Consider the following 26,273-nt stretch of genomic DNA (forward strand, 5'->3'; position numbering starts at 1 on the left):
TCACCCCAAGCTAATTTTCAGACAAAGGTTGATAATACCCTTTTAACAATTCTTCATACACATAGGATTCGACCTCGTTGTAGGAATCCTTGTACGGTCTACAGAACCAAACATTAAAAGGAATCGGGTCATTAAATCGAACAGTTTGGAAGCGACTACTATCTACAAGAGTTTCAACAGATTTTGGTAAAATTGTAATCAAATCTGTTTGATAAGTAGACTCAATTAAAAAGTCCCAAGTAGATGATAAATAAGCAAATTTAGTATTTATACGTTGTGAACGAAGTTTCTCGACCACCAAATCATAAGTCGTAAATGTTTTATTAAAGATTGCTAAATCATAATCAGCAAGATCAGACCAATCTAGCGCTTCTTTCTGTGCTAATGGATGATGTTTATCCATATAAGCAACATACTCGTCTAAATGAATAATATGTTGTTCAAATTTTTGTGCATCTAAGTTTGTTGGCTCAATTAAAAATGCTAGGTTCAAATCACCGTCACTCATTTTTTGGTGAATTTCTTTCCCTCCACCCTCTATAACTTGAATATAGATGTGAGGGTTGTTTCTCAAAAAATGCGGTAGAGCGTTTGAGAAGAACGTTCTTAATATCAAAGAAGGAATACCAAGATTAATAGTCCCTCTCTGCTTTTGTGATTCAATATGAATCATTGAAAGCATCTCTTCGTGACGATTAACAATTTCTGTGGCAAAACGATAAATCTTTCGTCCTGCCTCAGTCAAACTTTCCAATCTACCATTCTTTCGATTGAATAATTGGATTCCCTCAGCTGCTTCAAAATTTGTTACAAATTGACTTAAGGCTGACTGACTAATATGGATTTTCTTTGCTGCAATCGATAGATTGCAACCACATTCGACTATATTAATGAAATAGTTCATTTGTATAATATCCACTTAGCTATCACCTTACTTCCATTTATTTTTTCACTTAGATACCAATTGATACTACCGCCTAAAAAGGCGATAGTATCGTTTACATATATAATATCATGTTCAGAAGAAAATAGCCAATATTAGCCTAGATAGGCATTGTCTTTACATCTTCTGCAACAATAACGTCACCGGCTGTTTTTTCAAGAACTTCTTCTACAGTTACACCTGGTGCAACTTCTTTCAACAAGAATTTACCATCTTTGAATCCAAAAACAGCTAGTTCTGTAATGACAAGATCTAAAACACCTTTAGCTGATAGAGGCAATGTGCACTCTTTCAAAAGTTTTGATTCGCCACCTGTAGTATGTTGGATTGCTCCAATAACGCGTTTAGCACCTACCAAAAGGTCCATCGCTCCACCCATACCTGGTGCAAATTTTCCTGGGATAATCCAGTTTGCAATGCTTCCGTCTTGGCTTACTTCAAGAGCTCCAAGAACAGTCGCATCAACGTGACCACCACGAATAATTGCAAATGATGTTTGCAAGTCAAACAAAGCAGCTCCTGGAAGGAGAGTAATTGGTGCACCACCTGAGTTTGCTAGGTTTGGATTGTAATTATCTTTAGTTGGTGTTTCACCAAAGCGAAGGGCACCATTTTCTGCTTGAAGGATTACGTTAACACCTTCTGGGATGAAGTCTGCAGAAGCATTTGGAATACCAAATCCAAGGTTTACAACATCACCATCTTTAAATTCAAGAGCAACACGTCTTGCAATAATTTCTTTTGGTTTCATATTATTTTACCCCCGCTAATTTATTAGTCTCTGTCCAGAGGTCACCCATCATCTTGTGGTGTTCTTCTGGAGTTAAGCCTTGGACTACATAGTCAACAAGGATACCTGGAATATAGATGTCATCCGGTTTAATTTCACCAACTTCAACAATTTCATTTGTTTCAACGATAACTGTATCTGCTGCAAGAGCTAGTTGCAATGAAATGTTCTTAGTCGTACCATCAATGTACAAGTTTCCGTACTTATCAGCTTTTGTAGCTTTAATCAATGCTACGTCAAGTTTTAGCGGGTCATAAATGAGGTACTCGCGACCATTGCGAACTACTTTTTCATGGTTATTTTCTAAAATAGTACCAACTCCTGTCGGTGTCAAAACTCCTCCAAGACCTGCTCCAGCAGCGTGAAGACGTTCAACAACAGTACCCATTGGAGTGAATTCTACTTCCATTTCTCCACTAAAGTATGCTTTTTGAGCAGCAGGAGATGTACCAATGTGGGCAGCAACATATTTTTTAACTTGGTGGTTTTCACAAAGGCGTCCAACACCCACTTCTTTACCTGGATGTGAAGTAACAACTGAAACCAAAGTCAAATCTTGTTGATTTTGTCTAACCAACTCTTCGATTAACTCCAAAGGTTCACCAACAGCAAGGAATCCTGAAATCCCTACGACATTACCAGGTTTTACTTTAGAAATAGCTTCTTGTAATGATAAAACAGCTTTCATACTAACACCTCAATTTTTATTTACGGTTGAACACGGCTTTACGTTTTTCAACAAAAGCACGCATTCCTTCAACTTTGTCTTCAGTAGAGAAGAGAAGAGCTTCAGCTTCTGTCTCTAAACGAATTGCATTCTTAAGAGGAAGTTCTGAACCAACTTGAATGACATGCTTAGCTTTTTCAACAGCCAACGGAGCATTTTTCATGATGCTTTTAGCTAGTTCTTCAGCAGATGACAATAATTCCTCAGCTGGAACAAGTTTGTTCAAAATTCCTAGGTCATAGGCTTCATTTCCTTTGACGATTCTAGCAGTGTAGATCAATTCTTTTGTCTTGCTAGTACCGATCAAACGAGACATTCTTTGTGTTCCTGCGAAACCAGGAATGATACCCAAGCCAACTTCAGGGAATCCTACCATCGTCTTTTCAAAGCCAATTCTAATATCCGTTGAGAGTGCAAGCTCCAAACCGCCTCCCAAAGCATATCCATTAAGAACTGCAATAGTCGGTTGAGTAAGATCAGACAGACGGGTAAATGTATCATTGGCATATGTCATGTATTCGAAGGCTTGGATTGGAGACATTTGGTCCATTTCCTTAATATCAGCCCCTGCAACAAATGCTTTATCACCTTGGCCAGTCAAAATAACAACACGGATGTCTTCATGTTTTTCTACTTCATCCAAAACAAGATTTAAATCCGTCAAAACCTCTGAACTCAACGCGTTCAAAGCTGCTGGGCGGTTAATGGTGATATAACCGATACCATCTTTAACCTCTAATAAAACTGTATTACTCATTATTCTCCTCCTACTTTAAGTTATTTTGAGTATAGAGTACTGCGTCAACAAATACTGATACTAATGTAAGTGCTTACATTATAATAATACCTTATTTATTAACAACCGTCCACTTAGTATTTATGCTTGGAACTATAAGTTTATCTTATAGGAAAGCGCTTTTATTTTGATACTTTAGACTTCTAATTATTTAGAATAAAAAATATCTTACCCGAAATTCTCCGAGGAGATTTCAGGTAAGATATAATACATTTTAGTCAATCGAATAAAGTAGGAATTAACGTTCTACGATAACTGCAGTACCCATTCCTCCACCGATACAAAGTGTAGCAAGACCACGTTTTGCATCACGTTTTTCCATTTCGTGAAGAAGAGTAACTAAGATACGGCATCCTGAAGCACCGATTGGGTGTCCAAGAGCGATAGCTCCACCGTTAACGTTTACTTTTTCTGGGTCAAGACCTAGTTCTTTACCAACTGCACATGCTTGAGCCGCAAATGCTTCGTTTGATTCTACCAAGTCAAGATCTGCAACTGTAAATCCACCTTTTTCAAGTGCTTTACGAGATGCATAGATTGGACCACAACCCATAACTTTTGGATCAAGACCAGCGCTTGCGTAAGATTTGATAGTTGCCAATACTGGAACTCCCAATTCTTTAGCTTTTTCAGCACTCATAACTACGACTGCTGCTGCACCATCATTGATACCTGAAGCATTACCAGCTGTTACAGTACCATCTTTCTTGAATACTGGACGAAGTTTAGAAAGCCCTTCAAATGAAGCGTCTTTTCTTGGGAACTCATCTGTATCAAATACAATAGGCTCACCACGGCGTTGTGGAATTTCAACTGGAACGATTTCTTCTTTAAAGCGTCCAGCTTCGATTGCAGCAACTGCACGTTGTTGTGATTGTACAGCAAAGTTATCTTGGTCTTCACGAGTGATTCCGTATTGTTCAGCAACGTTTTCAGCTGTGATCCCCATGTGGAAACCTTCGAAACCATCTGTCAAACCATCGCGAAGCATAGTATCTACTACTTTAGAGTCTCCCATACGAGATCCCCAACGTTGGTTTTGAACAACGTAAGGAGCTTGACTCATATTTTCTGCACCACCGGCTACAACAATATCTGCATCTCCACACAATACTGCTTGAGCTGCCAATTGAACTGCTTTCAAACCAGATCCACAAACTTTGTTAATAGTGAATGCTGGAGAAGCAACTGGGATACCCGCGTTAACACTCATTTGACGTGCAACGTTTTGTCCAAGGCCTGCACCAAGGACGTTACCCATGATAACTTCATCAACTTGTTCTGGTTTCAAGTTAGCTCTTTCGATAGCGCTCTTGATAACTAAACTTCCCAAATCAACAGCAGGAACATCTTTCAAGCTTCCACCGAATGCACCTAGAGGTGTACGAACCGCTGCAACAATAACTGCTTCTTTCATTATTTGCTCCTTATAATCTTAGTATTTAAAGAATCCTTCTTTAGTCTTACGACCTAGTTTACCAGCTTCAACCATTTTCTTCAATAGAGGTGCTGGACGGTATTTAGGATCACCGAAGCCGTTATTTAATACTCCCATGATTGCCAAACATACATCCAATCCGATCAAGTCAGCAAGTGCCAATGGGCCAATTGGATGGTTTGCACCCAATTTCATAGCTTCATCAATTTCTTCTGCAGAAGCAACACCTTCACCAAGGATAAAGATAGCTTCATTAATCATTGGGATCAACACACGGTTAACAACGAATCCATAAGAGTCTTTAACATCAACTGCAGTTTTACCAATTTTTTCAGTCAATTCACGAACTGCTTTTACAACTTCATCTGAAGTTTGAAGAGCACGAATGACTTCAACCAACTTCATAACTGGTGCTGGGTTGAAGAAGTGCATACCAATTACACGTTCTTGATGAACTGTAGCCGCAGCAATATCAGTAATAGATAGAGATGATGTGTTAGAAGCCAAAATTGTTTCAGGAGCAGTGATTTCATCCAATTGTTTAAAGATGCTGAGTTTGATATCTCTGTTTTCTGTAGCTGCTTCAATAACCAATTGAACGTTTTTAGCATCTTCGTAAGAAGTTGAAGGGATCAAGTTACCCAAGATTTTTCCTTTTTCTTCTTCTGACATACGTCCTTTTTCTACTGAACGAGCCAATTGTTTAGAGATGTTATCAATCCCTCTTTGTACAAATTCTTCTTTAATGTCATTAAGGTATACTGTAAAACCAGATTGAGCGAATACTTGCGCGATTCCGCCTCCCATTTGACCAGAACCAATGATCATTACTTTAGAAATACTCATTATTTTCTCCTCTTCATTTTAATATATAAAGTTTATAAAGAAAGAATCGGAACGGTCTTTCAGCAAATGCTAAGCAACCGTTCCAAATTCATTATTATACGAATTATACGAATGCACCGATACCAGTGAGTTCACGACCAACGATCAATGCGTTCACTTCGTGAGAACCTTCGTAAGTGTAAATTGCTTCAGCATCTGCGAAGAAGCGAGCTACGTCAGTTTCAAGAGTGATTCCGTTACCACCACATGTTTCACGTGCAAGAGCAACTGTTTCACGCATTACCAATGAGTTATGCATTTTAGCAAGTGCAGAGTTAAGCATCAATTCGTTACCAGCTTCTTGCATTTCTGCGATACGTGCTGAGTAAGAAAGTGCTGCTACAGCGTTAGCTTGCATTCTAGCCAATTTTTCTTGAACGATCTGGAATGAAGCGATTGGACGTTTGAATTGTTGACGGTCTTTAGCATATTTAAGAGCTGCAACAAATGAACCACAAGTGATTGCAGTTGCAATGTGAGCAACGTCAGCACGAGTAAATGTCAAGATACGAGCTACATCAGCAAAACCGTTAATGTTTACCAAACGGTCTGAATCTGGAACTTCAACATTCTTCATAGTAATGTGACCATTACGTACGCAACGAAGAGCAGCTTTGTGAGGAATTGGCTCAGCGTGGTATCCTGGAGCACCTTTACGAACGATGAAACATTTCACGCGTCCATCTTCAACGTCGCGAGCGAATACTGGAACAACGTCAGCTGTGTCTGATCCACCGATCCAACGTTTTTCACCGTTCAAGATCCATTTATCTCCAACGCGCTCAGCTGTTGTAGCAAGACCACCAGCGATGTCAGAACCTGACAATGGCTCAGTCAAAGCGAAACATCCTTGCCAGTCAAATGCAGCCAATTTAGGAAGGAATTCTTTTTGTTGACGCTCATCACCACCAAGCAAGATTGTGTTGTAGCAAAGTCCACCATGTACTGTGAAGAATGTTGCCATAGAAGCATCGAAACGACCTAATTCAAGGTACAAGAATGCGATGTAAAGTTCTGATGGTTTGTAGCTTCCTTCTCTTCCTTCGAACAATTTAGGGTTGTTCATGATTTGTGCGCCTTTTGCTACAGCGTAAAATTGTTCGAATGGGAAATCAGGTGCTTCCCAATATTCATTAATTACAGGACGAAGGTGTTTTTCAATCAAACGACGAGTTTCTTGTAAAACTTCTGCTTCTCCCAATGTTAAACCATCTGCATAGTGGAATAGATCCTCTGGATATAATTCGCGCAAGATTTCTTCTTTAGTTGCCATCTGTGGACTCCTTTGTAATAAATTAATTTTAGAGCGCTTACATTTTTACGCTCAATATTTGTTGACATGACTATTTTAACTTAAAGCGCTTTCTTTTGTCTACTTAATTAAAGTAAATGGCCCTATAAGTTGAGTTAATACTCCAACTTATATCTTTGTAAAATCAAATAAGTGGGCTGCTTTCAACAGCCCACTTATATATTAAACGACAATATCTTATGATTCTTTTACTTCTAGAAGACCGATATCTCCATCTTCACGACGATAGATTACATTTGTTGATTCATCTTCAACATCTACGTAGATGAAGAAATCATGTCCTAGCAAGTCCATTTGTAGAATGGCTTCTTCTAAATCCATTGGTTTCAAATCAATTTGTTTTGAACGAACAACTTTTGGTTGTGATATATCTGTATCTTCAACCAAAGCATCTGTGAACAGCTGACTTGTAGATACTTTATTTCTGTTTTTACGCTCAATCTTTGTTTTGTTTTTACGGATTTGACGTTCAATCTTATCTGTCACTAGGTCGATAGATCCATACATATCCTGAGAAACATCTTCTGCACGAAGGGTAATAGAACCAAGTGGAATCGTTACTTCTACCTTAGCAGTTTTTTCACGATAGACTTTCAAGTTGACACGCGCATCTAATTCTTGATCTGCTTGGAAGTATTTTTCGATCTTTTCGAGTTTAGAAACTACATAATCACGAATTGCTTCAGTTACTTCTAGGTTTTCACCACGGATACTATATTTAATCATATAAGTACCTTCTTTCTAAACATATTTGTTTTTCTACATTTATTATAACGCTTTCATAATCTTTTTGCAATCTTTTTCCTCATCTTACGAGGGAAAATGTTTTAATTTTCTGACAACCAGCTTCTATCAGCATCTTTTTCATACGATTTATTGTGGCGCCTGTTGTATAGACATCATCAAACAGTAAAATCTTGTCTGGTATCTCCACTCCCTCTTTGATAACAAAGGGAAATTCTGCTCGCAAACGGTCTGAACGCTTCATAGATGAACTGGCTTTGACTTCTTTTTTATCCATAATATCGTGATAAGAAATCCCCGTTCCCTCTATTAAACCTTCTACTTGATTAAATCCCCTTTGCTGTAATCTCTCCTTGCTAAGCGGAATAAACACAAGCTGATAATCTTTATATTTTTGAAATTCTTGGCAAAGAACTTTTGTAAATACCTTCCTTAGTAGATAATCTCCATCAAATTTATATCTCTGAAAATAATCCTTCATGGACTTATTATAAGTAAAAACAGCTTCATGCTCTACTTGAATCCCTTCTTTATACCAATACTGACAATCCTGGCAGGGACTTGTCTCCCCCTCCTTAAAACACGTTGGGCAGTGTTCAGGACTAATTCTTTCAAACTGAATAAAACAAGCGGAGCAGGTATATGTCTCTTCTTTTTTGAGAAGCAACAAACTCGTGAATGATAACTCCGTTTCCAAATCTTGTCCACATAATAGACATTTCATAGACCTGCCTCCTGATTCATCTCTTTGATTTCCTTTATGGCTTTCTTGATAGATTTGTTGACCCCATCATGAAAGAAAATTAGCTCACCTGTTGGCCGGTCCACACTTCTACCTACTCGTCCACCAATTTGTATTAAACTAGACTTGGTAAAGAGTTGATGATTGGCTTCTATAACAAAAACATCCACACAAGGAAAAGTAACTCCACGTTCCAAAATGGTTGTGCTTATCAAAATGGTAAATTCTTTATCGCGAAAAGCTTGTACTTGTTCCAGGCGGTTCTCTGTTGTAGACGAAACAAAACCAATTTTCTCATCAGGAAAGGTAACTTTTAAGATTTCCTTTAATCTTTCTCCCTTCTCAATTTCTGATGCAAATAAGAGCAAGGGATAACCAGTTTTTCTTTGTTTCTCAATATAGCGCCGTAATTTGGGAACTAAGCGATTCTTTTGTAAATATTTATCAAAATTCGACAACCAGACGGGCTTTGGAATAATTAAAGGATTGCCGTGAAAACGTCTTGGCAAACTAAGACGCTTCAATTCTCCTTGCTTGACCTTCTTATCTAACTCATCTGTTGAAGTAGCCGTCAAAAAAATTTTCAAACCACTTTCTTTTACACAGTTATTGACAGCATGATACAGTATGGGATTGTCTACATAAGGAAAAGCATCCACTTCATCAACTATTAATAAATCAAAAGCTTGATAGAATTTTAGTAACTGGTGTGTCGTTGCAACAACTAAGGGAGTCCGAAAGTAGGGCTCTGATTCACCATGTAGTAGAGAAATTTTACAGGTAAAATCACTCTGTAGCCGCTTATATAACTCTAAGCAAACATCTATTCTTGGACTTGCCAGACAGACTGCTCCACCCCTATTAATTACTTTAGCAACAACTTGGTAGATCATCTCTGTCTTTCCAGCGCCCGTAACTGCATGAACTAAGCTAGGTTCCTTCTTATCTACTGCTTGGAGCAAACCCTTTGACACCTGTTCTTGAAAAGGCGTTAATTGTCCAGACCAGTTGAGAACATCTTGTCTCGGAAAATCTTCTTGAGGGAAATAATAAAGGGACTCATCACTTCTAACTCTCTTCATAATCAAACACTCTCGACAATAAAAGGCTCCAACAGGCAGATGCCACTCTTCCTCAACCATGCTGCCACAACGCTGACAAACTAGTTGTCCTTTCTCTCTTCTCATAGAAGGAAGCAGTCTAGCCAGTTGCCGCTCTTCGAGACTCAATTCTTGTTCAGTAAATAGACGACCAAGGTAATTTGGATTAACTTTCATACTTATATGTTCGGAAAAACTAGCGATTTATACTATTTTTTAGTACAATTAAACCATGGAATTTAGAACAATTAAAGAAGACGGACAAGTCCAAGAAGAAATCAAAAAGTCTCGCTTTATTTGCCATGCAAAGCGTGTCTATAGTGAGGAAGAGGCGCGTGACTTTATTACTGCTATCAAAAAAGAACACTACAAGGCTACTCATAACTGCTCTGCCTTTATAATCGGCGAACGAAGTGAAATCAAACGTACAAGTGATGATGGAGAACCTAGCGGAACAGCCGGTGTCCCTATGCTGGGTGTTTTAGAAAATCATAACCTTACCAATGTCTGTGTAGTTGTTACTCGCTACTTTGGGGGTATCAAGTTAGGAGCTGGTGGTTTGATACGCGCTTATGCAGGAAGTGTCGCCTTGGCTGTCAAAGAAATTGGCATCATTGAAATCAAAGAGCAAGCAGGAATTCAGATTCAAATGACTTATGCTCAATATCAAGAATATGGCAACTTTCTGAAAGAACATCATCTTATGGAGATTGAAACCAACTTTACGGATCAAGTTGAAACCATGGTTTTTGTAGATAAAGAAAATAAAGAACATATAAAAACAGAACTCATAGAATTTTATAATGGGAAGGTAATTTTAGTAGATAAAGGTTTACGAGAAGTTGAAGTTCCTGTTGACTTAGCTTAAAAAGGAGAAAAATATGGTATTTGGAAAATTAATCAATGGACTTGCTGGAAATTTTAGCGAACAAAACAAAGAAACTCTAGCTAAGGAGTATGGCCAGTATCTACTGGAAAATGAAGAGATCCAAATCGGGTACAAGCTTATTCGTGATGCAATCATCTTTACAAATATTCGTATCATCTTTACGGACAAACAGGGAGCTACTGGAAAAAAAGTATCTGTCAAATCCATCTTCCTCATGAACATTGTCAATGTTGAATTGGAAACCGCTGGCGTTGGAATCGATGACAGTGAAATGACTATTACTTATTTAGAAAATGTCTTCCTAAAAGCCCATCGTGAACACTCAAACTCTATCAAATTTGAATTTCCAAAGAAATCCGATCTTATTCCACTCTATACTTATCTGTTAGAGCTAGCTTACCAAAATCGTCTTAGAATTAACGGTTTGGATCATTGATATAAAAAAATCCTATCGCTTCGATAGGATTTCTATATTTTACAAATAGTCTTGATAGGGTTATACTAGGTACAACTTACAAAAAGAGGTATTCACATGGCTATATACAATAATATTACTGAATTAGTGGGACAGACTCCTATTGTCAAACTAAATCATATTGTACCAGAAGGTGCAGCAGACATTTACGTAAAACTAGAAGCTTTTAACCCAGGTTCATCCGTTAAAGACCGCATCGCTCTTAGTATGATTGAGCAAGCTGAAAAAGATGGCAAACTCAAACCAGGGACTACAATTGTAGAAGCCACTAGCGGAAATACTGGTATCGGACTTTCATGGGTTGGTGCTGCTAAAGGTTATAAAGTTGTCATCGTTATACCTGAAACAATGAGTGTTGAACGCCGTAAAATCATCCAAGCTTATGGTGCTGAACTAGTCCTTACTCCTGGTAGCGAAGGTATGAAAGGTGCGATTGCTAAAGCTCAAGAAATTGCAGACGAGCGCGATGGTTTCCTTCCGTTACAATTTAACAACCCAGCTAATCCAGCTGTCCACGAAAGAACAACAGGAGCTGAAATTCTAGCTGCTTTCGGAGCTGATGGTTTAGATGCCTTTGTTGCTGGTGTTGGTACTGGAGGAACTATTTCTGGTGTCTCTCATGCTCTTAAATCGGCTAATTCAGACATTCAAGTTTTTGCAGTTGAGGCAGACGAGTCAGCAATCTTATCAGGTGAAAAACCAGGACCTCACAAAATTCAAGGTATATCTGCAGGATTCATTCCAGAAACACTTGATACGAAAGCTTACGATGGTATCGTTCGCGTAACATCAGACAATGCTTTAGCCCTTGGCCGTGAAATCGGTGGAAAAGAAGGTTTCTTGGTAGGTATTTCTTCTGCCGCAGCTATCTATGCAGCAATCGAAGTTGCTAAAAAACTTGGAGCAGGTAAAAAAGTCCTTGCACTTGCACCAGATAACGGAGAACGTTACCTATCTACAGCACTCTATGAGTTTGAAGTCTAGTCTCCTAAATACACCAAGCCCTTGTTAAAGGGCTTTTTAATTTTTTTATAAAAGAAAAAGGAAGCAAATCTGCTTCCTCTTTTTATTATTAGTTATTCAAAGCTGCTGCCATCGTAGCTGCAACTTCAGCTTCAAAGTCATTTGCAGCTTTCTCGATACCTTCACCAACTTCAAAGCGAGCGAACTCAACTACTGAAGCGTTAACTGATTCAAGGTATGCTTCAACTGTCTTGCTGTCATCCATGATGTAGACTTGTGCAAGAAGTGTGTATGCTTGGTCAACTTTAGTGTTGTCAAGCATGAAGCGATCCATTTTACCTGGAATGATTTTATCCCAGATTTTTTCTGGTTTACCTTCTGCAGCCAACTCAGCTTTGATATCTTCTTCAGCTTTAGCAATAACTTCATCAGTCAATTGAGCTTTAGATCCATATGCCAAGTGTGGAAGTGCTGGTTTGTTAACCATAGCGCGACTTTCGTTATCTTGATCGATTACGTGGTTCAATTGTGCCAACTCATCTTTAACGAATTGAGGGTCCAATTCTTTGTATGAAAGAACTGTTGGTTTCATCGCAGCGATGTGCATTGAGATTTGTTTAGCAAGCGCTTCGTCTCCGCCTTCGATTACAGAGATAACACCGATACGTCCGCCGTTGTGTTGGTAGGCACCGAAGTGTTGTGCATCTGTTTTTTCAAGCAAAGCAAAACGACGGAATGAGATTTTTTCTCCGATAGTTGCTGTTGCAGATACGTATGCAGCTTCAAGAGTTTCTCCTGAAGGCATTGTCAAAGCAAGAGCTTCTTCGTTGTTAGCTGGTTTACCTTCAGCGATGACTTTAGCTGTAGCATTTACCAACTCAACGAATTGAGCGTTTTTCGCAACGAAGTCAGTTTCAGCATTTACTTCAACTACTGCTGCAACGTTACCGTTAACAAATACACCAGTCAAACCTTCAGCTGCAACACGGTCAGCTTTCTTAGCTGCCTTAGCCATACCTTTTTCGCGAAGCAATTCAATCGCTTTTTCGATATCACCTTCAACTTCGACCAATGCTTTCTTAGCGTCCATAACACCAGCACCAGATTTTTCACGCAACTCTTTAACAAGTTTAGCTGTAATTTCTGCCATTTTGATTCTCCTATATTTTTTAAAAATAGGAGAGCAGGGCTAAGCCCCGCCCTCCTAGGTAATTACTATTTATACGAATTAAGCGTTGTCACCTTCAACAACTTCAACGATTTCTTCGATTGAGTCTGCTTGAGCTTCTGAAGCTGCAAATTCTGCTTCAACTGCTGCTACAGCATCTTCACCTTGGCGACCTTCGATGATAGCGTCTGCCAATTTAGCTGTGATCAACTTAACTGCGCGGATAGCGTCATCGTTAGCTGGGATGATTACATCGATATCATCTGGATCCGTGTTTGTGTCAACCATCGCTACAACTGGGATACCCAATTTTTTAGCTTCTTTAACAGCGATTTGCTCTTTATGTGGGTCAACTACGTACATTACATCTGGGATGCGAGGCATGTCTTCGATACCACCCAAGAATTTTTCAAGACGAGCGCGTTGTTTGTTAAGAAGTGCAACTTCTTTCTTAGGAAGAACGTCGAAGATTCCTTCTTCTTCCATACGTTTGATTTCTTTCAAACGAGCGATACGTTTTTGGATTGTTCCCCAGTTTGTAAGAGTTCCACCCAACCAACGGTGGTTGATGAAGTATTGACCTGCACGAACAGCTTCTTCTGCAACTGCATCAGCGGCTTGTTTCTTAGTACCAACAAACAATACAACTGCATCGTTCGCTGCAGCATCACGCATAAAGTCGTATGCTTGGTCAGCGTATTTTACAGTTTGTTGCAAGTCGATAACGTGGATTCCGTTACGCTCAGTGAAGATGTACTTAGCCATCTTAGGGTTCCAGCGACGAGTTTGGTGACCGAAGTGTACACCAGCCTCAAGAAGTTGTTTCATTGAAATTACTGCCATGAGTATTTCTCCTTTTTTGTTTTTTCCTCTTCTCGATTTCAGCTTGCAAAACGACCCGAGGGCAACAGTTTCACAATTCATCAAGAATGAGTATTATCGTTTACACGACAAGTTTCATTTTACCATAGTTTATCGTATTTTTCAAGTTATTTTAAATTATTTTCTATTAAAAACTGCTATCCTAACTAAACAAAAATTAAAAAGAGACTCAATACGAGTCTCAGTATTTTTTAGTTTGGATAGATGTATGTTACTGCACCTGGATTGAACCATCCACGGTGATTTCCGATTGTACGGTTTCCACCATAGTTTGATTCTGATACTTGGATACGTGATGAAGACTCAACAGCTGTAACGACTGCAACGTGTCCATAACCACCATCATTCCAACAAGCGATAGCTCCTACTTGCGGTGTAGAACCTGTACGGAAGCCGGCAGCTGCTGCACTTGCAGCCCACTGTCCACCATTACCCCAGTAGTCTCCAGCCCAAGGCGCTAATGTTTTAGCTCCCCATGTACATTCTCCAACAGGATAGCTTGAAGCATTGGTGCTGTATGTAGGACGTTGTCTTGCTGGTGCAGGTGTTGCGACAGGTGTTGGCGCTTCTCCCTCAGATGATGCAGAAGAAGATGCTGCTGTAGCTTGTACTTGTGCTACTAGTGTAGTGTTAGCAGATGCGACTACAGATTGACGTTGACTAGCTTGTTGGGCTTTATAAGCTGCTTCTGCCTCAGCTGCTGCTTTTGCTTCTGCTTCTGCCGCTGCTTTTTTCTCTAACAAACTAGCTTTTTCGCCCTCAGCTGTAGCTTTCTCAGCTGCAAGGTTCAATTCAGCAACTTTTAATTCTGCTTGTTTAGTTGTCAAAACTTGAGCATCGTCAGCAAGTGTTTGTTGGTTAGCAATAACTGTATTAATAGCTTCGTTGTTTGCCACTTGTTTTTCAGCAATAGCTTTTTTATCTTCTTTTTGTTGTTCCAACATTTTGTTGTTAGCAGATACAATTTCACTCATTGCAGCAACACGAGAAATAGCTTCTGTGATTGAGTTTGAGTTAATAATTGTGTTGATATAACTTGTAGCAGTTCCATTAGTTTGTGCGCTACGAGCTTGGTTTTCAAGAGAAGCATTGCGAGCTACGATATTTTTTGATAACTCAGTGATTTCTCCTTCAAGTTGCTTAGATTCTGCTTGTAGAGTTTCATTTTCAGCTTGTAATTTTTCTTGTTCAGTTTGAATTGCTGAAACTTGCTCTTGAATTTGATCAACTTGCTTTTGAGCTTCTGCTTGTTGCGCTGTCAAAGAACTAATTTTACTATCTTGAGCAGCAATTTTATCGTCTGTATTGTCAGCTTTTACTGTTGAAAGGATTGCTCCTTGTGAAACTAATACTGTACTTAATAAAAGTGACGCTAAGATTTTTTTCTTCATATTGGTATATACTCCTTCTTTTAAGACATTACTAGTATATCAAAAAAAGGCTTAATAAATATTACGCCTTTATTACAGTTTTATTTCTTTATTATAGATATATTTTTTCAAAAACAAACTGAAAAACTAACATCCAAATAAAATTTAAGATCATGGTTGGCACCAAACTATAGATTATAAAAAATGTTAGGCTTTCAGATGTTAATCCAATAGCCTGCGCAAGCATAAAGCCACCAAATTCAAATAAGAAAGTCATCACCAGTATTGCTAACATTCTAGTCCATCTATTTAACAATATGACAGAATTATTTTTATAAACAATAGCACCAACTATAATAAAAAGAAGGCTTGCTAATCCTATTAAATGAAAGAAATAAATATCGTATATGACACCTAGAACCAAGCAATAAGCCAAAAATAAATACTCAGAGACTTCAATCGTCTCAAATAATAGGAATATAAAAATAAAATGACTAATAATATGAAAATGAGGAAAAAAACTATTTACAAATTGTCCTAAATGGCTATCTATTAACAAAATAAGGGGCAAGAGGATAAACATTCCTATCTGTTTCAACTGTCTCATGATGGATTCCCCACTAGCTCTACAACCTTCACATTCATCGAGTCAGCATAAAGCTTAACCATAACTTCTCTTGTCAGATAATCGCTACTATGAGTCACAGAAACTACTTCCCCAACAGGAATGTCTGCTGCATTAAAGTTTCCTAAACCACTGGTCGTCACCTTGTCCCCTTGACTGATATCGCCACTACTATTTAGCTGGCTAATCTTAAGTAGCTCTTTTCCCTTATCATAGCCAACGATAATTCCGTAAATGCTACTAGATTCATGCTGAATTTTTACTGAAATTTTATCAGTGTTCTCAGCATTTGTTAACAAATTGACGATGGTTGAATGCTCTTCAACCTTTTCAACACTACCAATAAGCCCGCCGCCAGCTACAACAAGCATATTACTAGTAACGCCTGTTGTAGATCCTGCGTCAACTGTCAATTCTTGCTTCCAAGTAGCGGGAGTTCTCATAATCACATCCGTAGCAATCAACTTGGTAACGTTTAATTTTGACTTCATTTCTAACAATTGGCGTAGTTGTTCATTCTCTTCTTTTAGACTTTCTGATTCATTAGACTCTTTTTTCATACGATAGAATTCGCTTTTGAGAGTCTCATTTTCATTGTAGGTTCTAGTTAAATGTCCTAAATCAGATTTTACAGAAGACAACCACTGAAATGGTTTTTCCACTATTCTGTCAATAAGCGAAAGGCCATCACTCGCTTTTGTCACAAATGTACTTGATTTTGTTGTTACTAAAAATACTCCAACAATTATCACTACGGCAAATAGGACGATGATATACTTTGATTTTTTAAAACGATTCATACATCTACCTTATATTTTTTACTTTACTTCAGGATTTTAATATAAATAATAATATCCCCAATAGACTTATCAAAATGAGGGCAATGCTATCTTTTCTCATCCAACTTAATTGTCGATATTGACTTCTTCCAACACCACCCTGATAGCCTCTAGCCTCCATAGCAGTCGCTAGAGAATCTGCACGTTTCAAACTAGTTGCAAACAATGGAATCAAAATAGGAATCATTGCTTTGACCTTTTGAATAATGCTTCCTTCACCAAAATCAACTCCACGCGCCTTTTGAGCATTCATGATTCGAATAGTATCATCCATCAAGGTTGGCACAAAACGCAAGCTCATTGACAGCATGAGCCCTATCTCATGAACTGGGACTTTGAATCTCTTCAAAGGACTTAACAAGGATTCAACAGCCGTTGCTAAGCTTAGTGGCATAGTAGTCAAGGTTAGTAAAGTCGAGAAAAAGATAATCAATACAAACCTACAAAAGATTACTCCTGCTTGTTCAACTCCATGACTGGTAATCTTAATAAAACCTATTTCCCATAATACCTGACCACCTGATATGAAGAACAACTGGAAAATAGTTGTGAAAGCTATCAGAAAGAACATCGAACGCAAACCTTTTATAAAAAAGGACAAAGGTACTCCTGATAAACTAACAAAAATGCCAGTAACAACAAACAGAATCAAATTTGTAATAGGATTATTAGCCCAAAAACTTATAACAATCAGCAAAAACATTGCCAATAACTTACTTCGAGGATCCAAACGATGAATAATCGAGTCCCCAGGTATGTATCGACCTAAAATCATATTATCCATTTATGAACTCCTTGAACTCCTCTATCGTTATAGGTAATTGCTTAAAAGTAGCCCCTCTTTTAATTAATTTTTGTGCAAATCTTGTAATTTTTGGAACACCTAACTGTATTTTCTCCATAAAATCAATATCTTGAAAAACAAAGCTTGGTTCTCCACTTTTGACTAATCTTCCTTTTTCCATCACATAAACTTGATCAGCATATTCTGCCACATCATCCATAAGATGTGTCACCAAGACGATTGTTATTCCATCTTGATGGAGTTTTTTAAACAAGTTCATCAACTCTTTTCTACCAATCGGATCCAATCCCGCTGTTGGTTCATCTAACACTAAGATTCTAGGCTCCATAGCCAAAATTCCAGCAATTGCTACACGTCTCATCTGTCCACCTGATAATTCAAAAGGACTACGTTCAAAGAGGGATTCATCAATTCCGACCAGGGCTAATTTTTCACGCGCAATAGTCTCTGCTTCTTCCCTAGAAACTCCAAAGTTTTGAGGGCCAAAGGCCACATCTTTGAGAACAGTCTCTTCAAAAATTTGGTTTTCAGCAAACTGAAAAACTAAGCCAACTTGCTTACGAATTTGTCGAATTTCTTTATTTACCGATGTGGGGGTAATCAGCGTATCAAAGACACGAACTTCCCCATCTGTTGGAACTAACAAACCGTTCAGTAATTGTAGTATTGTCGACTTTCCACTCCCTGTATGTCCAATCAGGGCAGTGTAAGAACCATCCTTGATTGTTAAACTAACATCAGATAGAGCTGTAGAGGCAAACGGCGTTCCATTCTGATAAATATAACTAACATTTTCTAGAGTAATTCCCATAACGCCTCCTCTAGCTCATCCTCAGTCATGTACGAATCAGGTAAATTCAAGCCGCTCTCGCGTAATGACTGTCTCAATTGGTTCACAAAAGGTTGGTCTAACCCAATTTTGTCTAAATCACTTCGAGAAAACAATTCTCTCGGGCTACTTGTTGATTCGACTTGACCCTTTTTCATAACCAGAACACGATCGCTCATGGCAACTTCTTCCAAATCATGAGTAATAGAAATAACAGTCATTTGATGATCTTTTCGAATTTCTTGGACGATTTTGATTAGTTCCAATCGCCCCTCTGGATCAAGCATACTTGTTGATTCATCTAAAATCAAAATATCAGGGCGCAAAGCTACTACACCAGCAATCGCTACTCTTTGTTTTTGCCCACCAGACAAACGCGCAGGTTCTTTTTTATGAAATTCTTCCATTCCTACCAAGGAAAGCGCCTCTGTTACTCGTTTTTGCATTTGATCCAGCGAAATTCCTTGATTTTCCAAGCCAAAAGCAACATCGTCTTCCACAGTGGCTCCAACAAATTGGTTGTCCGGATTTTGAAAAACCATTCCAATTTTACGTCTCTTTTCCCAGACATTTTCGGGAGTTAAAAGATCACCGTCTATCCAAATTTCTCCTGACTCAGCCTCAAGCAAGCCATCTATCAAGCGAACTGTTGTCGATTTACCGCTTCCATTATGACCAACAATAGACAGCCACTCTCCACGTTTCACGTGAAACGATACATGATTAACATCATAATGCTCTTGGTTCATTTGGTAACGAAAAGCTAAATCTTTAATTTCAATAATGTTTTCCATTTTTAACGAAAGGTTCCTTTAAATAAATAGGCACTTCCTTTAAAGTAATCATATCCTGAATAGATAGTAAAGAATAGTGCTATATACAGCGTCAGTTGTCCTAGAAAATTCCAATGAAACAATAAGAAAATAATCGCAAACATCTGACTAAATGTCTTAATTTTACCTGGCATTGCAGCAGCTAGAACTGTACCACCTGTCTCGACCAGCAGCAAGCGTAGTCCTGTAACTGCAAGCTCTCGACAAATAATTATGGCAACAACCCAAGCAGGAGCCATATTTAAACCAACCAACATGATAAATGCAGACATCACCAGTAATTTATCAGCCATAGGATCCGCAAACTTGCCAAAATTGCTAACAACTCCCCATTTTCTAGCCAAATACCCATCTAAATAATCTGTTATACTCGCGATTGAAAAAATAATGGCCGCTATTCCATGTAATAAATGAGACTCACCAAATGATAGAAGAAGAATAAAAATGGGTATAAATAAAATTCTACCTATCGTAAGTATGTTAGGAATATTCTCTTTTTTCATGTTTACCTTTCTTAATTTGGACTAATAGTCAAACTTATCCATCCTGTCTGTCCGGTTAATTTTGATGTATCTATTTCTTGATTATCTATTTTCAAGCTTACTCCTTTGACAACGCCTAAAGTTATTGTTACGGGAGTTTTTTTAGAAATTGTAGTTGTGGCTGTCTGTTTACCTGCAGCAAGAGTAACACCTCCTGCCAAGTCAGTATCCGAAACACTCACCCAACTTTGAGTATCTTTTACAGAAAGTTGGAGCTCGGCAGTTTCTTTAGAAGTTTTATATACTACTGAGATTGTATCACCTTCTCCAGAAACCGTCACTGCAGACGTTTTATTAACACTTGTTTCAGTAGTAGATTGACTACTACTTGTCACTTCACTAGTAGAATCAGGTACAGTCGTTGTAATAACACTATAACTAGCTTCAGATGTTTTTATGGGTTGTGTTTGGATGTAATTCCAGACATAATAGACCACAAAAGCTATTATAGATAATGAAAAGACAAGGAAATAGAACAGAGGAAGATAAGATTGGTTTTTTCGATTTGAACGTCTACGTCCTGAAAGTTCAATCTCATCAACATCGATTTCTTCATATGTAATCATGCTACCAGAATCATAGGCATCTAGAATAATATTTTCGTCAAGTTCAACAGCCCAAGCATATTTCCTTAAAAATGATCGCGTATAAAAAAGATTTGGTAATTTATCAAAATTATCTGTTTCCAACGCTTCTAACAAGTCTAGTTGAATATCAGTCTTTCTTTGCAATTCCTCTAAACTTAACCCTTGGCTAATTCTAGCTAACCGCAAGACTTCACCAATCGTTTTTTTTCTCATACTTAACACTCCTACTTTCAAGTATATTCTTATTGTTTACTATAATGGTAAAATTGTAAAATCTACCATATCACTATTATCAATAAAATGATGCCCAACCTCAAGAACATCTTCCAAAGTCATTTCTTGTATAATTTTAGGTAAATCAAATAGGGTTGAACCCTCTTTAGAAGGTTGATACTGAGTCGCAATAAAATCTAAAGAGTTTAAATTATGAATAAATTCCCCATATAATTCACTTTTAACTAAATCTAAATGGTCCTCTGAGATATCATTATCTCTTTCAAATTCCTGAATAGCTTTACGAAAAAGATGAGAAAGGGCAAGAGGTTCCTTGGTTTCCATAGTTAACATTAGGAAGTTAAAACGTTTATTAATCTCAATTTCTAAAGATAAAGACGAATCGATCTTACCAGTTTCATATAAATTTTGGTACCTTTGTGAAGTCCAGCCAAACATCATTGTAAATAGAGCTCTCAACAAGATACTATAACGATAACAATCTTTATTGTCAAAATCTAAATTGCTACGTAGCCCAATTGCTAATTTTGGAGAGGTAACATCCATTCGAATGCTGTCGATCTTATTTACAGGGTGTAAAGCAACCTTGTTTTTAACAATCTTTTCAAATCTTTCACTAGTTCTATAATTTTTAAGAAAATATTCTTTCAAGATTTCAAGTTCAAAATTACCTACCAGAAAAATATTTGTATTTACAGGGGTGTAAAACCACCTGAAATTTTCCTCTAAATCACTTACCGAAATTTCCTGAATAGACATTTCCGTACCAACTATATCAGCTGCTAAAGGTGTTTCTGGATAAAGATTTGCCAAAGTTCTAAAGAATAAACATGAGTCAGGATCATCTAAATACATTTCTCTTTCTTGCTCAATAATATCTTTCTCTCGCTCAACAGATTCTTCAGATATATTAATTTTAGTTACAAGCTCCTTGAGTAATTCCAAACACTCAATAACATGATCAGTAGCAGAAAATAAATAACTTGTATGTGTAAAACTTGTAAAGGCGTTGCTTTCAGCTCCCAATGCTGTAAATGCCGCCATAATATCTCCCGCATTTTCTCTTTCAAATAACTTGTGCTCTAAAAAATGTGCAACTCCGTGAGGAAAAGTTTTAAACTCTTTACTAGGTGTTGTAAACTCTGTGTCAATCGATCCGACATGAACATTTACAACGCCGTAAATCTCTTTGTAATCCTTCTTAGGTAACAAAGAAACTGTCAATCCATTTTCTAAAGTTACTTGATATAGAGTCTCCTTAATAGCAGGGTAGTATTTTTTGTTAAACTCAACTTTTGTCATTCTACTCCTTCCATAAAGTAAATGGCCTGTAATTTTAGATTACTTGCAGCCTCACAAATCTCATTTTTTCCGATCAACTCTAATTTCTCTAGCATGGTAGGGATATCCAAAGCTTTTTTCCCAAAATAATGACGCAAATAGGTGCGATCTAAAATTGAATCTTGATTGTCTTGAGCCAACATCAAAGATCGCTTAATCATTTTTTTCGTTTGATCAATCTCTAAATCTGTAAATTTCCCATTTTTAATATCTTGCAATTGTTGGTTCATCAGTTTTCTTACTCTGTTTCGATTATTACGATCAATTCCAGCATATAAACGTAAACATCCACTAAAAAAATCTATATGGCTAGAAATAGTATAAGCTAGAGCCTCTTTTTCTCGAATCACCGTAAACATTTTAGAATGAGGAAAAGCTCCTAGTAAACCATTAACAACAATCATAGCCATCTGTTGTTCATCCCCGTACCCTACAGAACAATGATAAGCCATTTCTATGATTGATTGTCCTAAACTTTTTCGAACAAGATTCTCTTTTATCACGTTCGAATAAGGTTGCTGGTACTGAATATTTACAGTTCGTTGACGATCTGTAAAGGGTGTTTGTTTTATATATTCTAAAATCTCAATTTCATTAAAATCACCTAAGAAGAAAATATCAATTCGATCTTCTTGAAGCATCTTTTGAAAGCTAGTAAAACTCGTGTTTGGAGATTCTTCTGATATTCTAGTAATCAAATCCTCAGGAACTAATTGCATAGAAGGATCTTCAAAATATAAATGATCTAGTTCTTTGTGAGCAAAGAAAAATGGATCTTCAAATTCTGACTCTAATCTAGCTAAAACCTGCTTTTTCTCAATCTCAAATGTGTTTTTTTCAAATCCTTCATCGTCTGTCAAGGGAGAAAATAGAATCTGACTTAATAAATCTAAAATTTGTGAAGTTAAGACATTTTTCTTGCTTAAAAATTCATCCCTTACATAAGTGAAACTAACATCTACAAGATGACTTTGTCCTCTCCTGTATGCATGAGAAGACAAATCTGTTCCATACAAGCCTGCTAAATGTTTTCTAAAAAGTTGAGCAGTTGGAAAAGACTTATTGGCAGTTTCCAACATGCTTGCAATTAACATGCGACTTGAAATTGTTTCAAGAGACAATGGAGCTGTGAAACGCACTGTTATTTTATTAGTTTTAAATTGTTTAGATTGGATAAAACGCACTGCAATTCCTGGAACCAACTCCATATTTTACCTCCTTATACATAGAGTTCTATTATACCACGAAACAGGAAAATTTTCTTATTCTCTTTATTTCTTTTTCAATAAAATTCCATTTCAATTTAGAAAAGGTCACGCTCTGTTATTTATAGTAAAATATGATATAATACCAAAGATCGAGGTGTACTATGGAATACAAATTATTTGAAGAATTTATCACTCTCCAAGCACTTTTGAAAGAGCTTGGTATTATACAAAGTGGCGGGGCTATTAAATCCTTTTTAGCTGAGAATATCGTTTATTTTAACGGAGAATTAGAAAATCGTCGAGGGAAAAAAATACGAATTGGAGATTCTATCGAGATTCCCAAAATGCAACTCCACATCAGTATAGTCCAACCTAGCATTGATGAAATAGAAGAGTATAAACTAGAAAAACTTGAGAAAGAACGTGTAGCTAAACTTGTCAAAGAAATGAACAAGAAGGTCAAAACGAAAAAGACTAACCCAACCCAAAATAAAACTGCTCCACGTTTCCCAGGTAGATAAGTATGTGGCTCAAAAACTTATCCATCAAACAATTTAGAAATTACAATAATACCAATATAGAGTTTAACCCTAAATTAAACGTTTTTGTTGGTCGAAACGCTCAAGGAAAAACGAATCTTCTTGAAAGTATTTACTTCCTATCCCTGACACGTAGTCATCGAACCAATTCAGACAAAAATCTCATCCAATTTGAAGAAGAGAATCTTCAGGTGTCTGGAATCCTACAAAAAAGGACTACAACAGTACCACTTGAAATTGACTTAACTCCAAAAGGACGCATCACTAAAGTGAATCACTTAAAACAAGCTCGTCTTTCTGATTATATCGGACATATGAATGTTGTCTTATTTGCACCAGAAGATTTACAGCTTGTAAAAGGAGCACCAGCCATTAGACGTAGATTTATAGATATGGAGCTGGGTCAAATCAAACCGATATACTTGTCAGACTTGTCAAGTTATAATCATGTACTTAAACAGAGAAATACTTATTTAAAATCAACACAAAATATTGACGAAACCTTTCTATCAGTTCTTGACGATCAGTTAGTAGAATATGGTTGTCGCGTGATGCTTCATCGATTAGACTTTATCAAAAAGCTTGAATCATTTGGTCGAAAAAAACATTTTGAAATATCAGACCAGCTAGAAGAGTTGTCAATCAAGTATCAATCTTCTGTAAACTTTATTGACAAGGTGGACTTAGTTGACAGTTTTACATCAAGTTTGAAGAAAAGTAGATCAAGGGATATCTTTAAAAAGAACACTGGGGTTGGTCCTCATAGAGATGACATGATTTTTTTCATTAATAGAATGGAAGCAAGTTTCGGTAGTCAAGGACAACACCGTAGTCTTGTTCTTTCCATCAAACTTGCAGAAATTGAACTAATGGAAAGTATCACTCAGGAATCTCCTATTTTATTACTTGACGATGTCATGAGCGAACTTGACAACAACCGTCAACTTAAATTATTAGAAACCATTTCACACAACATTCAAACCTTTATTACCACTACTAGTTTAGAGCATCTTCAAAATTTACCTGACAACCTTAGCATCTTTAAAGTAAATAATGGTCAAGTCTCTGTAAATTAAAATTTACATATCTGTAAATAAACAAAAAATCTCCTATTTTAGTTAGGAGATTTTTTAATTTTTTACTATAACGAGTAATTTGGTGCCTCATTAGTAATTTGAACATCATGTGGATGACTTTCTTTGAGGCCAGCCCCTGACATTTCGATAAACTGAGCATTGTCATGTAACTCCTTAAGGTTTGCTGCACCACAATAGCCCATACCAGAGCGAATACCACCAACCATTTGGAAGACGATGTCAGCTGCTGCACCTTTATAAGCAACACGACCTTCAATTCCTTCTGGAACTAGTTTGTTAGCTTCATTTACAGCACCTTGGAAGTAGCGATCACTTGACCCTTTTTTCATAGCTGCAATTGAACCCATACCACGGTATGTCTTGAACTTACGTCCCTGATAAATTTCAGTCTCACCAGGAGCTTCATCAGTTCCTGCAAACATTGAACCTAGCATAACTGCATTGCCGCCAGCCGCAAGAGCTTTTACAATATCTCCAGAATACTTAATACCACCGTCAGCAATGATAGTTTTTCCGTATTCACGCGCAACTGCTGCTGCATCGTAAATTGCTGTTACTTGAGGAACTCCTACACCAGCAATAACACGAGTTGTACAGATTGAACCTGGGCCAATACCGACTTTAACAACGTCAACACCTGCATCATAAAGAGCACGTGCTCCTTCAGCAGTAGCGATGTTCCCAGCAATCAATGTACGGTCTGGAAAGTGCGCACGAATTTCAGCGATTTTACGGAGAACCCCTGCAGAGTGTCCGTGTGCTGTATCGATGACAATGGCATCCGCCCCTGCTTCAAAGAGGGCTTCTGCACGTTCAAATGTGTCAGAAGTAACACCTACCGCACCAGCAACTAAAAGACGACCGAATTCATCTTTTGCCGCATTTGGGAACTCAATCACTTTTTCAATATCTTTAATGGTGATTAAACCTGATAGACGTCCTTCATCATCAACTAGAGGTAATTTCTCAATACGGTGTTCTTGAAGAATACTCTCTGCAGTTTTTAAGTCTGTACCAACCGGAGCAGTAACTAAGTTTTCACTAGTCATGTGTTTTGAAATTGGTTGATTGTAGTCAGAAATAAAACGCAGATCTCGGTTGGTCAAAATACCAATTAACTTACGATTTTCAAGAGTTTCAACCACTGGAACACCACTGATACGGTAACGGCCCATGAGTTCATCTGCTTCAGCGATTGTATGTTCCGGAGTCAAGAAGAATGGATCAATGATAACACCATTTTCAGAACGTTTTACCTTACGAACTTCATCTGCCTGTTGTTCGATAGACATATTTTTATGGATAACTCCGAGTCCACCTGCACGCGCGATTGCAATGGCCATTTGGCTTTCTGTTACAGTGTCCATTGCAGCTGTAATAATTGGGATATTTAAAGTCAAATTATCTGCTAATTTTGTTGTTAAATCCGCATCATTAGGCAACACATGACTCTCTGCTGGAATTAGCAATACATCATCAAAGGTAAAACCTTTTTTCAAAAATTTAGTGTCCCAATTAGACATTGAAGTTTCCTCTTTTCTTTCTTTATTGAGCTAGACGCTTTTTGTAT

Annotated in this window: 28 protein-coding genes; 5 read left to right on the forward strand and 23 right to left on the reverse strand. The window is 37.5% G+C overall.

The window, feature by feature from the left end; translation table 11 throughout:
- Positions 1 to 10: 10 nt before the first annotated feature.
- From QM847_RS07375 to QM847_RS07420, 10 genes are all read right to left on the reverse strand, one after another.
- Positions 11 to 919: a LysR substrate-binding domain-containing protein gene (locus QM847_RS07375; protein WP_269797867.1), complete on the reverse strand. Its 909-nt coding sequence runs from the start codon at positions 917 to 919 to the stop codon at positions 11 to 13.
- Positions 920 to 1,043: 124 nt separating this feature from the next.
- A complete protein-coding gene (locus QM847_RS07380; protein WP_075565155.1) occupies positions 1,044 to 1,694 on the reverse strand; it encodes a 3-oxoacid CoA-transferase subunit B in 651 nt (216 codons plus the stop codon).
- A gap of 1 nt (position 1,695) precedes the next feature.
- A complete protein-coding gene (locus QM847_RS07385) occupies positions 1,696 to 2,421 on the reverse strand; it encodes a CoA transferase subunit A (RefSeq protein ID WP_414354774.1) in 726 nt (241 codons plus the stop codon).
- Between the two features lie 16 nt (positions 2,422 to 2,437).
- Positions 2,438 to 3,217: an enoyl-CoA hydratase/isomerase family protein gene (locus tag QM847_RS07390; RefSeq protein WP_269797869.1), complete on the reverse strand. Its 780-nt coding sequence runs from the start codon at positions 3,215 to 3,217 to the stop codon at positions 2,438 to 2,440.
- A gap of 277 nt (positions 3,218 to 3,494) precedes the next feature.
- On the reverse strand, positions 3,495 to 4,673 hold the full coding sequence (locus QM847_RS07395; protein WP_075565159.1) for an acetyl-CoA C-acetyltransferase: 1,179 nt from the start codon (positions 4,671 to 4,673) through the stop codon (positions 3,495 to 3,497).
- An 18-nt stretch (positions 4,674 to 4,691) separates the two neighbouring features.
- A complete protein-coding gene (locus tag QM847_RS07400; RefSeq protein WP_075565162.1) occupies positions 4,692 to 5,540 on the reverse strand; it encodes a 3-hydroxybutyryl-CoA dehydrogenase in 849 nt (282 codons plus the stop codon).
- A gap of 103 nt (positions 5,541 to 5,643) precedes the next feature.
- Complete coding sequence (locus QM847_RS07405; protein WP_269797871.1) at positions 5,644 to 6,852, reverse strand: acyl-CoA dehydrogenase family protein; 1,209 nt, start codon at positions 6,850 to 6,852, stop codon at positions 5,644 to 5,646.
- A gap of 216 nt (positions 6,853 to 7,068) precedes the next feature.
- Complete coding sequence (gene hpf, locus QM847_RS07410) at positions 7,069 to 7,617, reverse strand: ribosome hibernation-promoting factor, HPF/YfiA family (protein WP_414354777.1); 549 nt, start codon at positions 7,615 to 7,617, stop codon at positions 7,069 to 7,071.
- Between the two features lie 79 nt (positions 7,618 to 7,696).
- A complete protein-coding gene (locus tag QM847_RS07415; protein WP_414354779.1) occupies positions 7,697 to 8,359 on the reverse strand; it encodes a ComF family protein in 663 nt (220 codons plus the stop codon).
- Positions 8,356 to 9,654, reverse strand: a complete 1,299-nt coding sequence (locus QM847_RS07420) for a DEAD/DEAH box helicase (protein WP_414354781.1) — start codon at positions 9,652 to 9,654, stop codon at positions 8,356 to 8,358. Before QM847_RS07420 ends, QM847_RS07415 begins: the two co-directional genes overlap by 4 nt.
- A 55-nt stretch (positions 9,655 to 9,709) precedes the next feature.
- On the opposite strand from QM847_RS07420, the gene QM847_RS07425 reads away from it, so the two are divergent.
- The 3 genes from QM847_RS07425 (at position 9,710) to cysK (ending at position 11,825) form a co-directional block, all read left to right on the forward strand.
- Positions 9,710 to 10,345 (forward strand): YigZ family protein, encoded by a 636-nt coding sequence (locus tag QM847_RS07425; RefSeq protein ID WP_414354783.1) that lies wholly within the window; start codon positions 9,710 to 9,712, stop codon positions 10,343 to 10,345.
- Between the two features lie 13 nt (positions 10,346 to 10,358).
- Positions 10,359 to 10,802, forward strand: a complete 444-nt coding sequence (locus QM847_RS07430) for a PH domain-containing protein (protein ID WP_414354785.1) — start codon at positions 10,359 to 10,361, stop codon at positions 10,800 to 10,802.
- Positions 10,803 to 10,898: 96 nt separating this feature from the next.
- Entirely contained in the window at positions 10,899 to 11,825 is a 927-nt protein-coding gene (cysK, locus tag QM847_RS07435) for a cysteine synthase A (RefSeq protein ID WP_414354787.1), read from the forward strand.
- Positions 11,826 to 11,913: 88 nt separating this feature from the next.
- Here cysK and tsf read toward each other — a convergent pair whose 3' ends face one another.
- The 12 genes from tsf to yfmF all read right to left on the reverse strand — a co-directional run bounded on the left by tsf (position 11,914) and on the right by yfmF (position 23,067).
- A complete protein-coding gene (gene tsf / locus QM847_RS07440; RefSeq protein WP_414354789.1) occupies positions 11,914 to 12,954 on the reverse strand; it encodes a translation elongation factor Ts in 1,041 nt (346 codons plus the stop codon).
- A gap of 78 nt (positions 12,955 to 13,032) precedes the next feature.
- On the reverse strand, positions 13,033 to 13,815 hold the full coding sequence (rpsB, locus tag QM847_RS07445; protein ID WP_269797878.1) for a 30S ribosomal protein S2: 783 nt from the start codon (positions 13,813 to 13,815) through the stop codon (positions 13,033 to 13,035).
- 230 nt (positions 13,816 to 14,045) lie between these two features.
- A complete protein-coding gene (pcsB, locus tag QM847_RS07450) occupies positions 14,046 to 15,245 on the reverse strand; it encodes a peptidoglycan hydrolase PcsB (protein WP_414354792.1) in 1,200 nt (399 codons plus the stop codon).
- Positions 15,246 to 15,336: 91 nt separating this feature from the next.
- Positions 15,337 to 15,831, reverse strand: a complete 495-nt coding sequence (mreD, locus tag QM847_RS07455; RefSeq protein WP_414354794.1) for a rod shape-determining protein MreD — start codon at positions 15,829 to 15,831, stop codon at positions 15,337 to 15,339.
- Positions 15,828 to 16,649, reverse strand: coding sequence for a rod shape-determining protein MreC (gene mreC, locus QM847_RS07460; protein ID WP_414354795.1), 822 nt, complete (start codon positions 16,647 to 16,649; stop codon positions 15,828 to 15,830). The genes mreD and mreC overlap by 4 nt, the downstream gene beginning before the upstream one ends.
- Positions 16,650 to 16,677: 28 nt before the next feature.
- Positions 16,678 to 17,472 carry an energy-coupling factor transporter transmembrane component T family protein gene (locus tag QM847_RS07465; RefSeq protein ID WP_414354797.1) on the reverse strand — a complete coding sequence of 265 codons (795 nt, stop codon included), beginning with the start codon at positions 17,470 to 17,472 and terminating at the stop codon, positions 16,678 to 16,680.
- Positions 17,465 to 18,304 carry an energy-coupling factor transporter ATPase gene (locus tag QM847_RS07470; protein ID WP_414345986.1) on the reverse strand — a complete coding sequence of 280 codons (840 nt, stop codon included), beginning with the start codon at positions 18,302 to 18,304 and terminating at the stop codon, positions 17,465 to 17,467. Before QM847_RS07470 ends, QM847_RS07465 begins: the two co-directional genes overlap by 8 nt.
- Entirely contained in the window at positions 18,289 to 19,116 is an 828-nt protein-coding gene (locus tag QM847_RS07475; RefSeq protein ID WP_414354799.1) for an energy-coupling factor ABC transporter ATP-binding protein, read from the reverse strand. The genes QM847_RS07470 and QM847_RS07475 overlap by 16 nt, the downstream gene beginning before the upstream one ends.
- A gap of 2 nt (positions 19,117 to 19,118) precedes the next feature.
- Positions 19,119 to 19,658, reverse strand: a complete 540-nt coding sequence (pgsA, locus tag QM847_RS07480; protein WP_414354801.1) for a CDP-diacylglycerol--glycerol-3-phosphate 3-phosphatidyltransferase — start codon at positions 19,656 to 19,658, stop codon at positions 19,119 to 19,121.
- A gap of 11 nt (positions 19,659 to 19,669) precedes the next feature.
- Positions 19,670 to 20,497: a cytoskeleton protein RodZ gene (gene rodZ, locus QM847_RS07485; RefSeq protein ID WP_414354803.1), complete on the reverse strand. Its 828-nt coding sequence runs from the start codon at positions 20,495 to 20,497 to the stop codon at positions 19,670 to 19,672.
- 39 nt (positions 20,498 to 20,536) lie between these two features.
- Positions 20,537 to 21,820, reverse strand: coding sequence for an EF-P 5-aminopentanol modification-associated protein YfmH (gene yfmH, locus QM847_RS07490; RefSeq protein ID WP_414354805.1), 1,284 nt, complete (start codon positions 21,818 to 21,820; stop codon positions 20,537 to 20,539).
- Positions 21,817 to 23,067 carry an EF-P 5-aminopentanol modification-associated protein YfmF gene (gene yfmF, locus QM847_RS07495; protein WP_269797888.1) on the reverse strand — a complete coding sequence of 417 codons (1,251 nt, stop codon included), beginning with the start codon at positions 23,065 to 23,067 and terminating at the stop codon, positions 21,817 to 21,819. The genes yfmH and yfmF overlap by 4 nt, the downstream gene beginning before the upstream one ends.
- A 161-nt stretch (positions 23,068 to 23,228) precedes the next feature.
- On the opposite strand from yfmF, the gene yaaA reads away from it, so the two are divergent.
- Complete coding sequence (yaaA, locus tag QM847_RS07500) at positions 23,229 to 23,588, forward strand: S4 domain-containing protein YaaA (protein ID WP_269797889.1); 360 nt, start codon at positions 23,229 to 23,231, stop codon at positions 23,586 to 23,588.
- A gap of 2 nt (positions 23,589 to 23,590) precedes the next feature.
- Entirely contained in the window at positions 23,591 to 24,682 is a 1,092-nt protein-coding gene (gene recF, locus QM847_RS07505; RefSeq protein ID WP_269797890.1) for a DNA replication/repair protein RecF, read from the forward strand.
- A 65-nt stretch (positions 24,683 to 24,747) separates the two neighbouring features.
- On the opposite strand, the gene guaB is transcribed toward recF, so the two are convergent.
- Complete coding sequence (guaB, locus tag QM847_RS07510; protein ID WP_414354807.1) at positions 24,748 to 26,226, reverse strand: IMP dehydrogenase; 1,479 nt, start codon at positions 26,224 to 26,226, stop codon at positions 24,748 to 24,750.
- Positions 26,227 to 26,273: the final 47 nt, after the last annotated feature.

The sequence above is a fragment of the Streptococcus timonensis genome, from assembly GCF_047463455.1.
In the GTDB taxonomy this organism is placed as follows: Bacteria; Bacillota; Bacilli; order Lactobacillales; family Streptococcaceae; genus Streptococcus; species Streptococcus timonensis_B.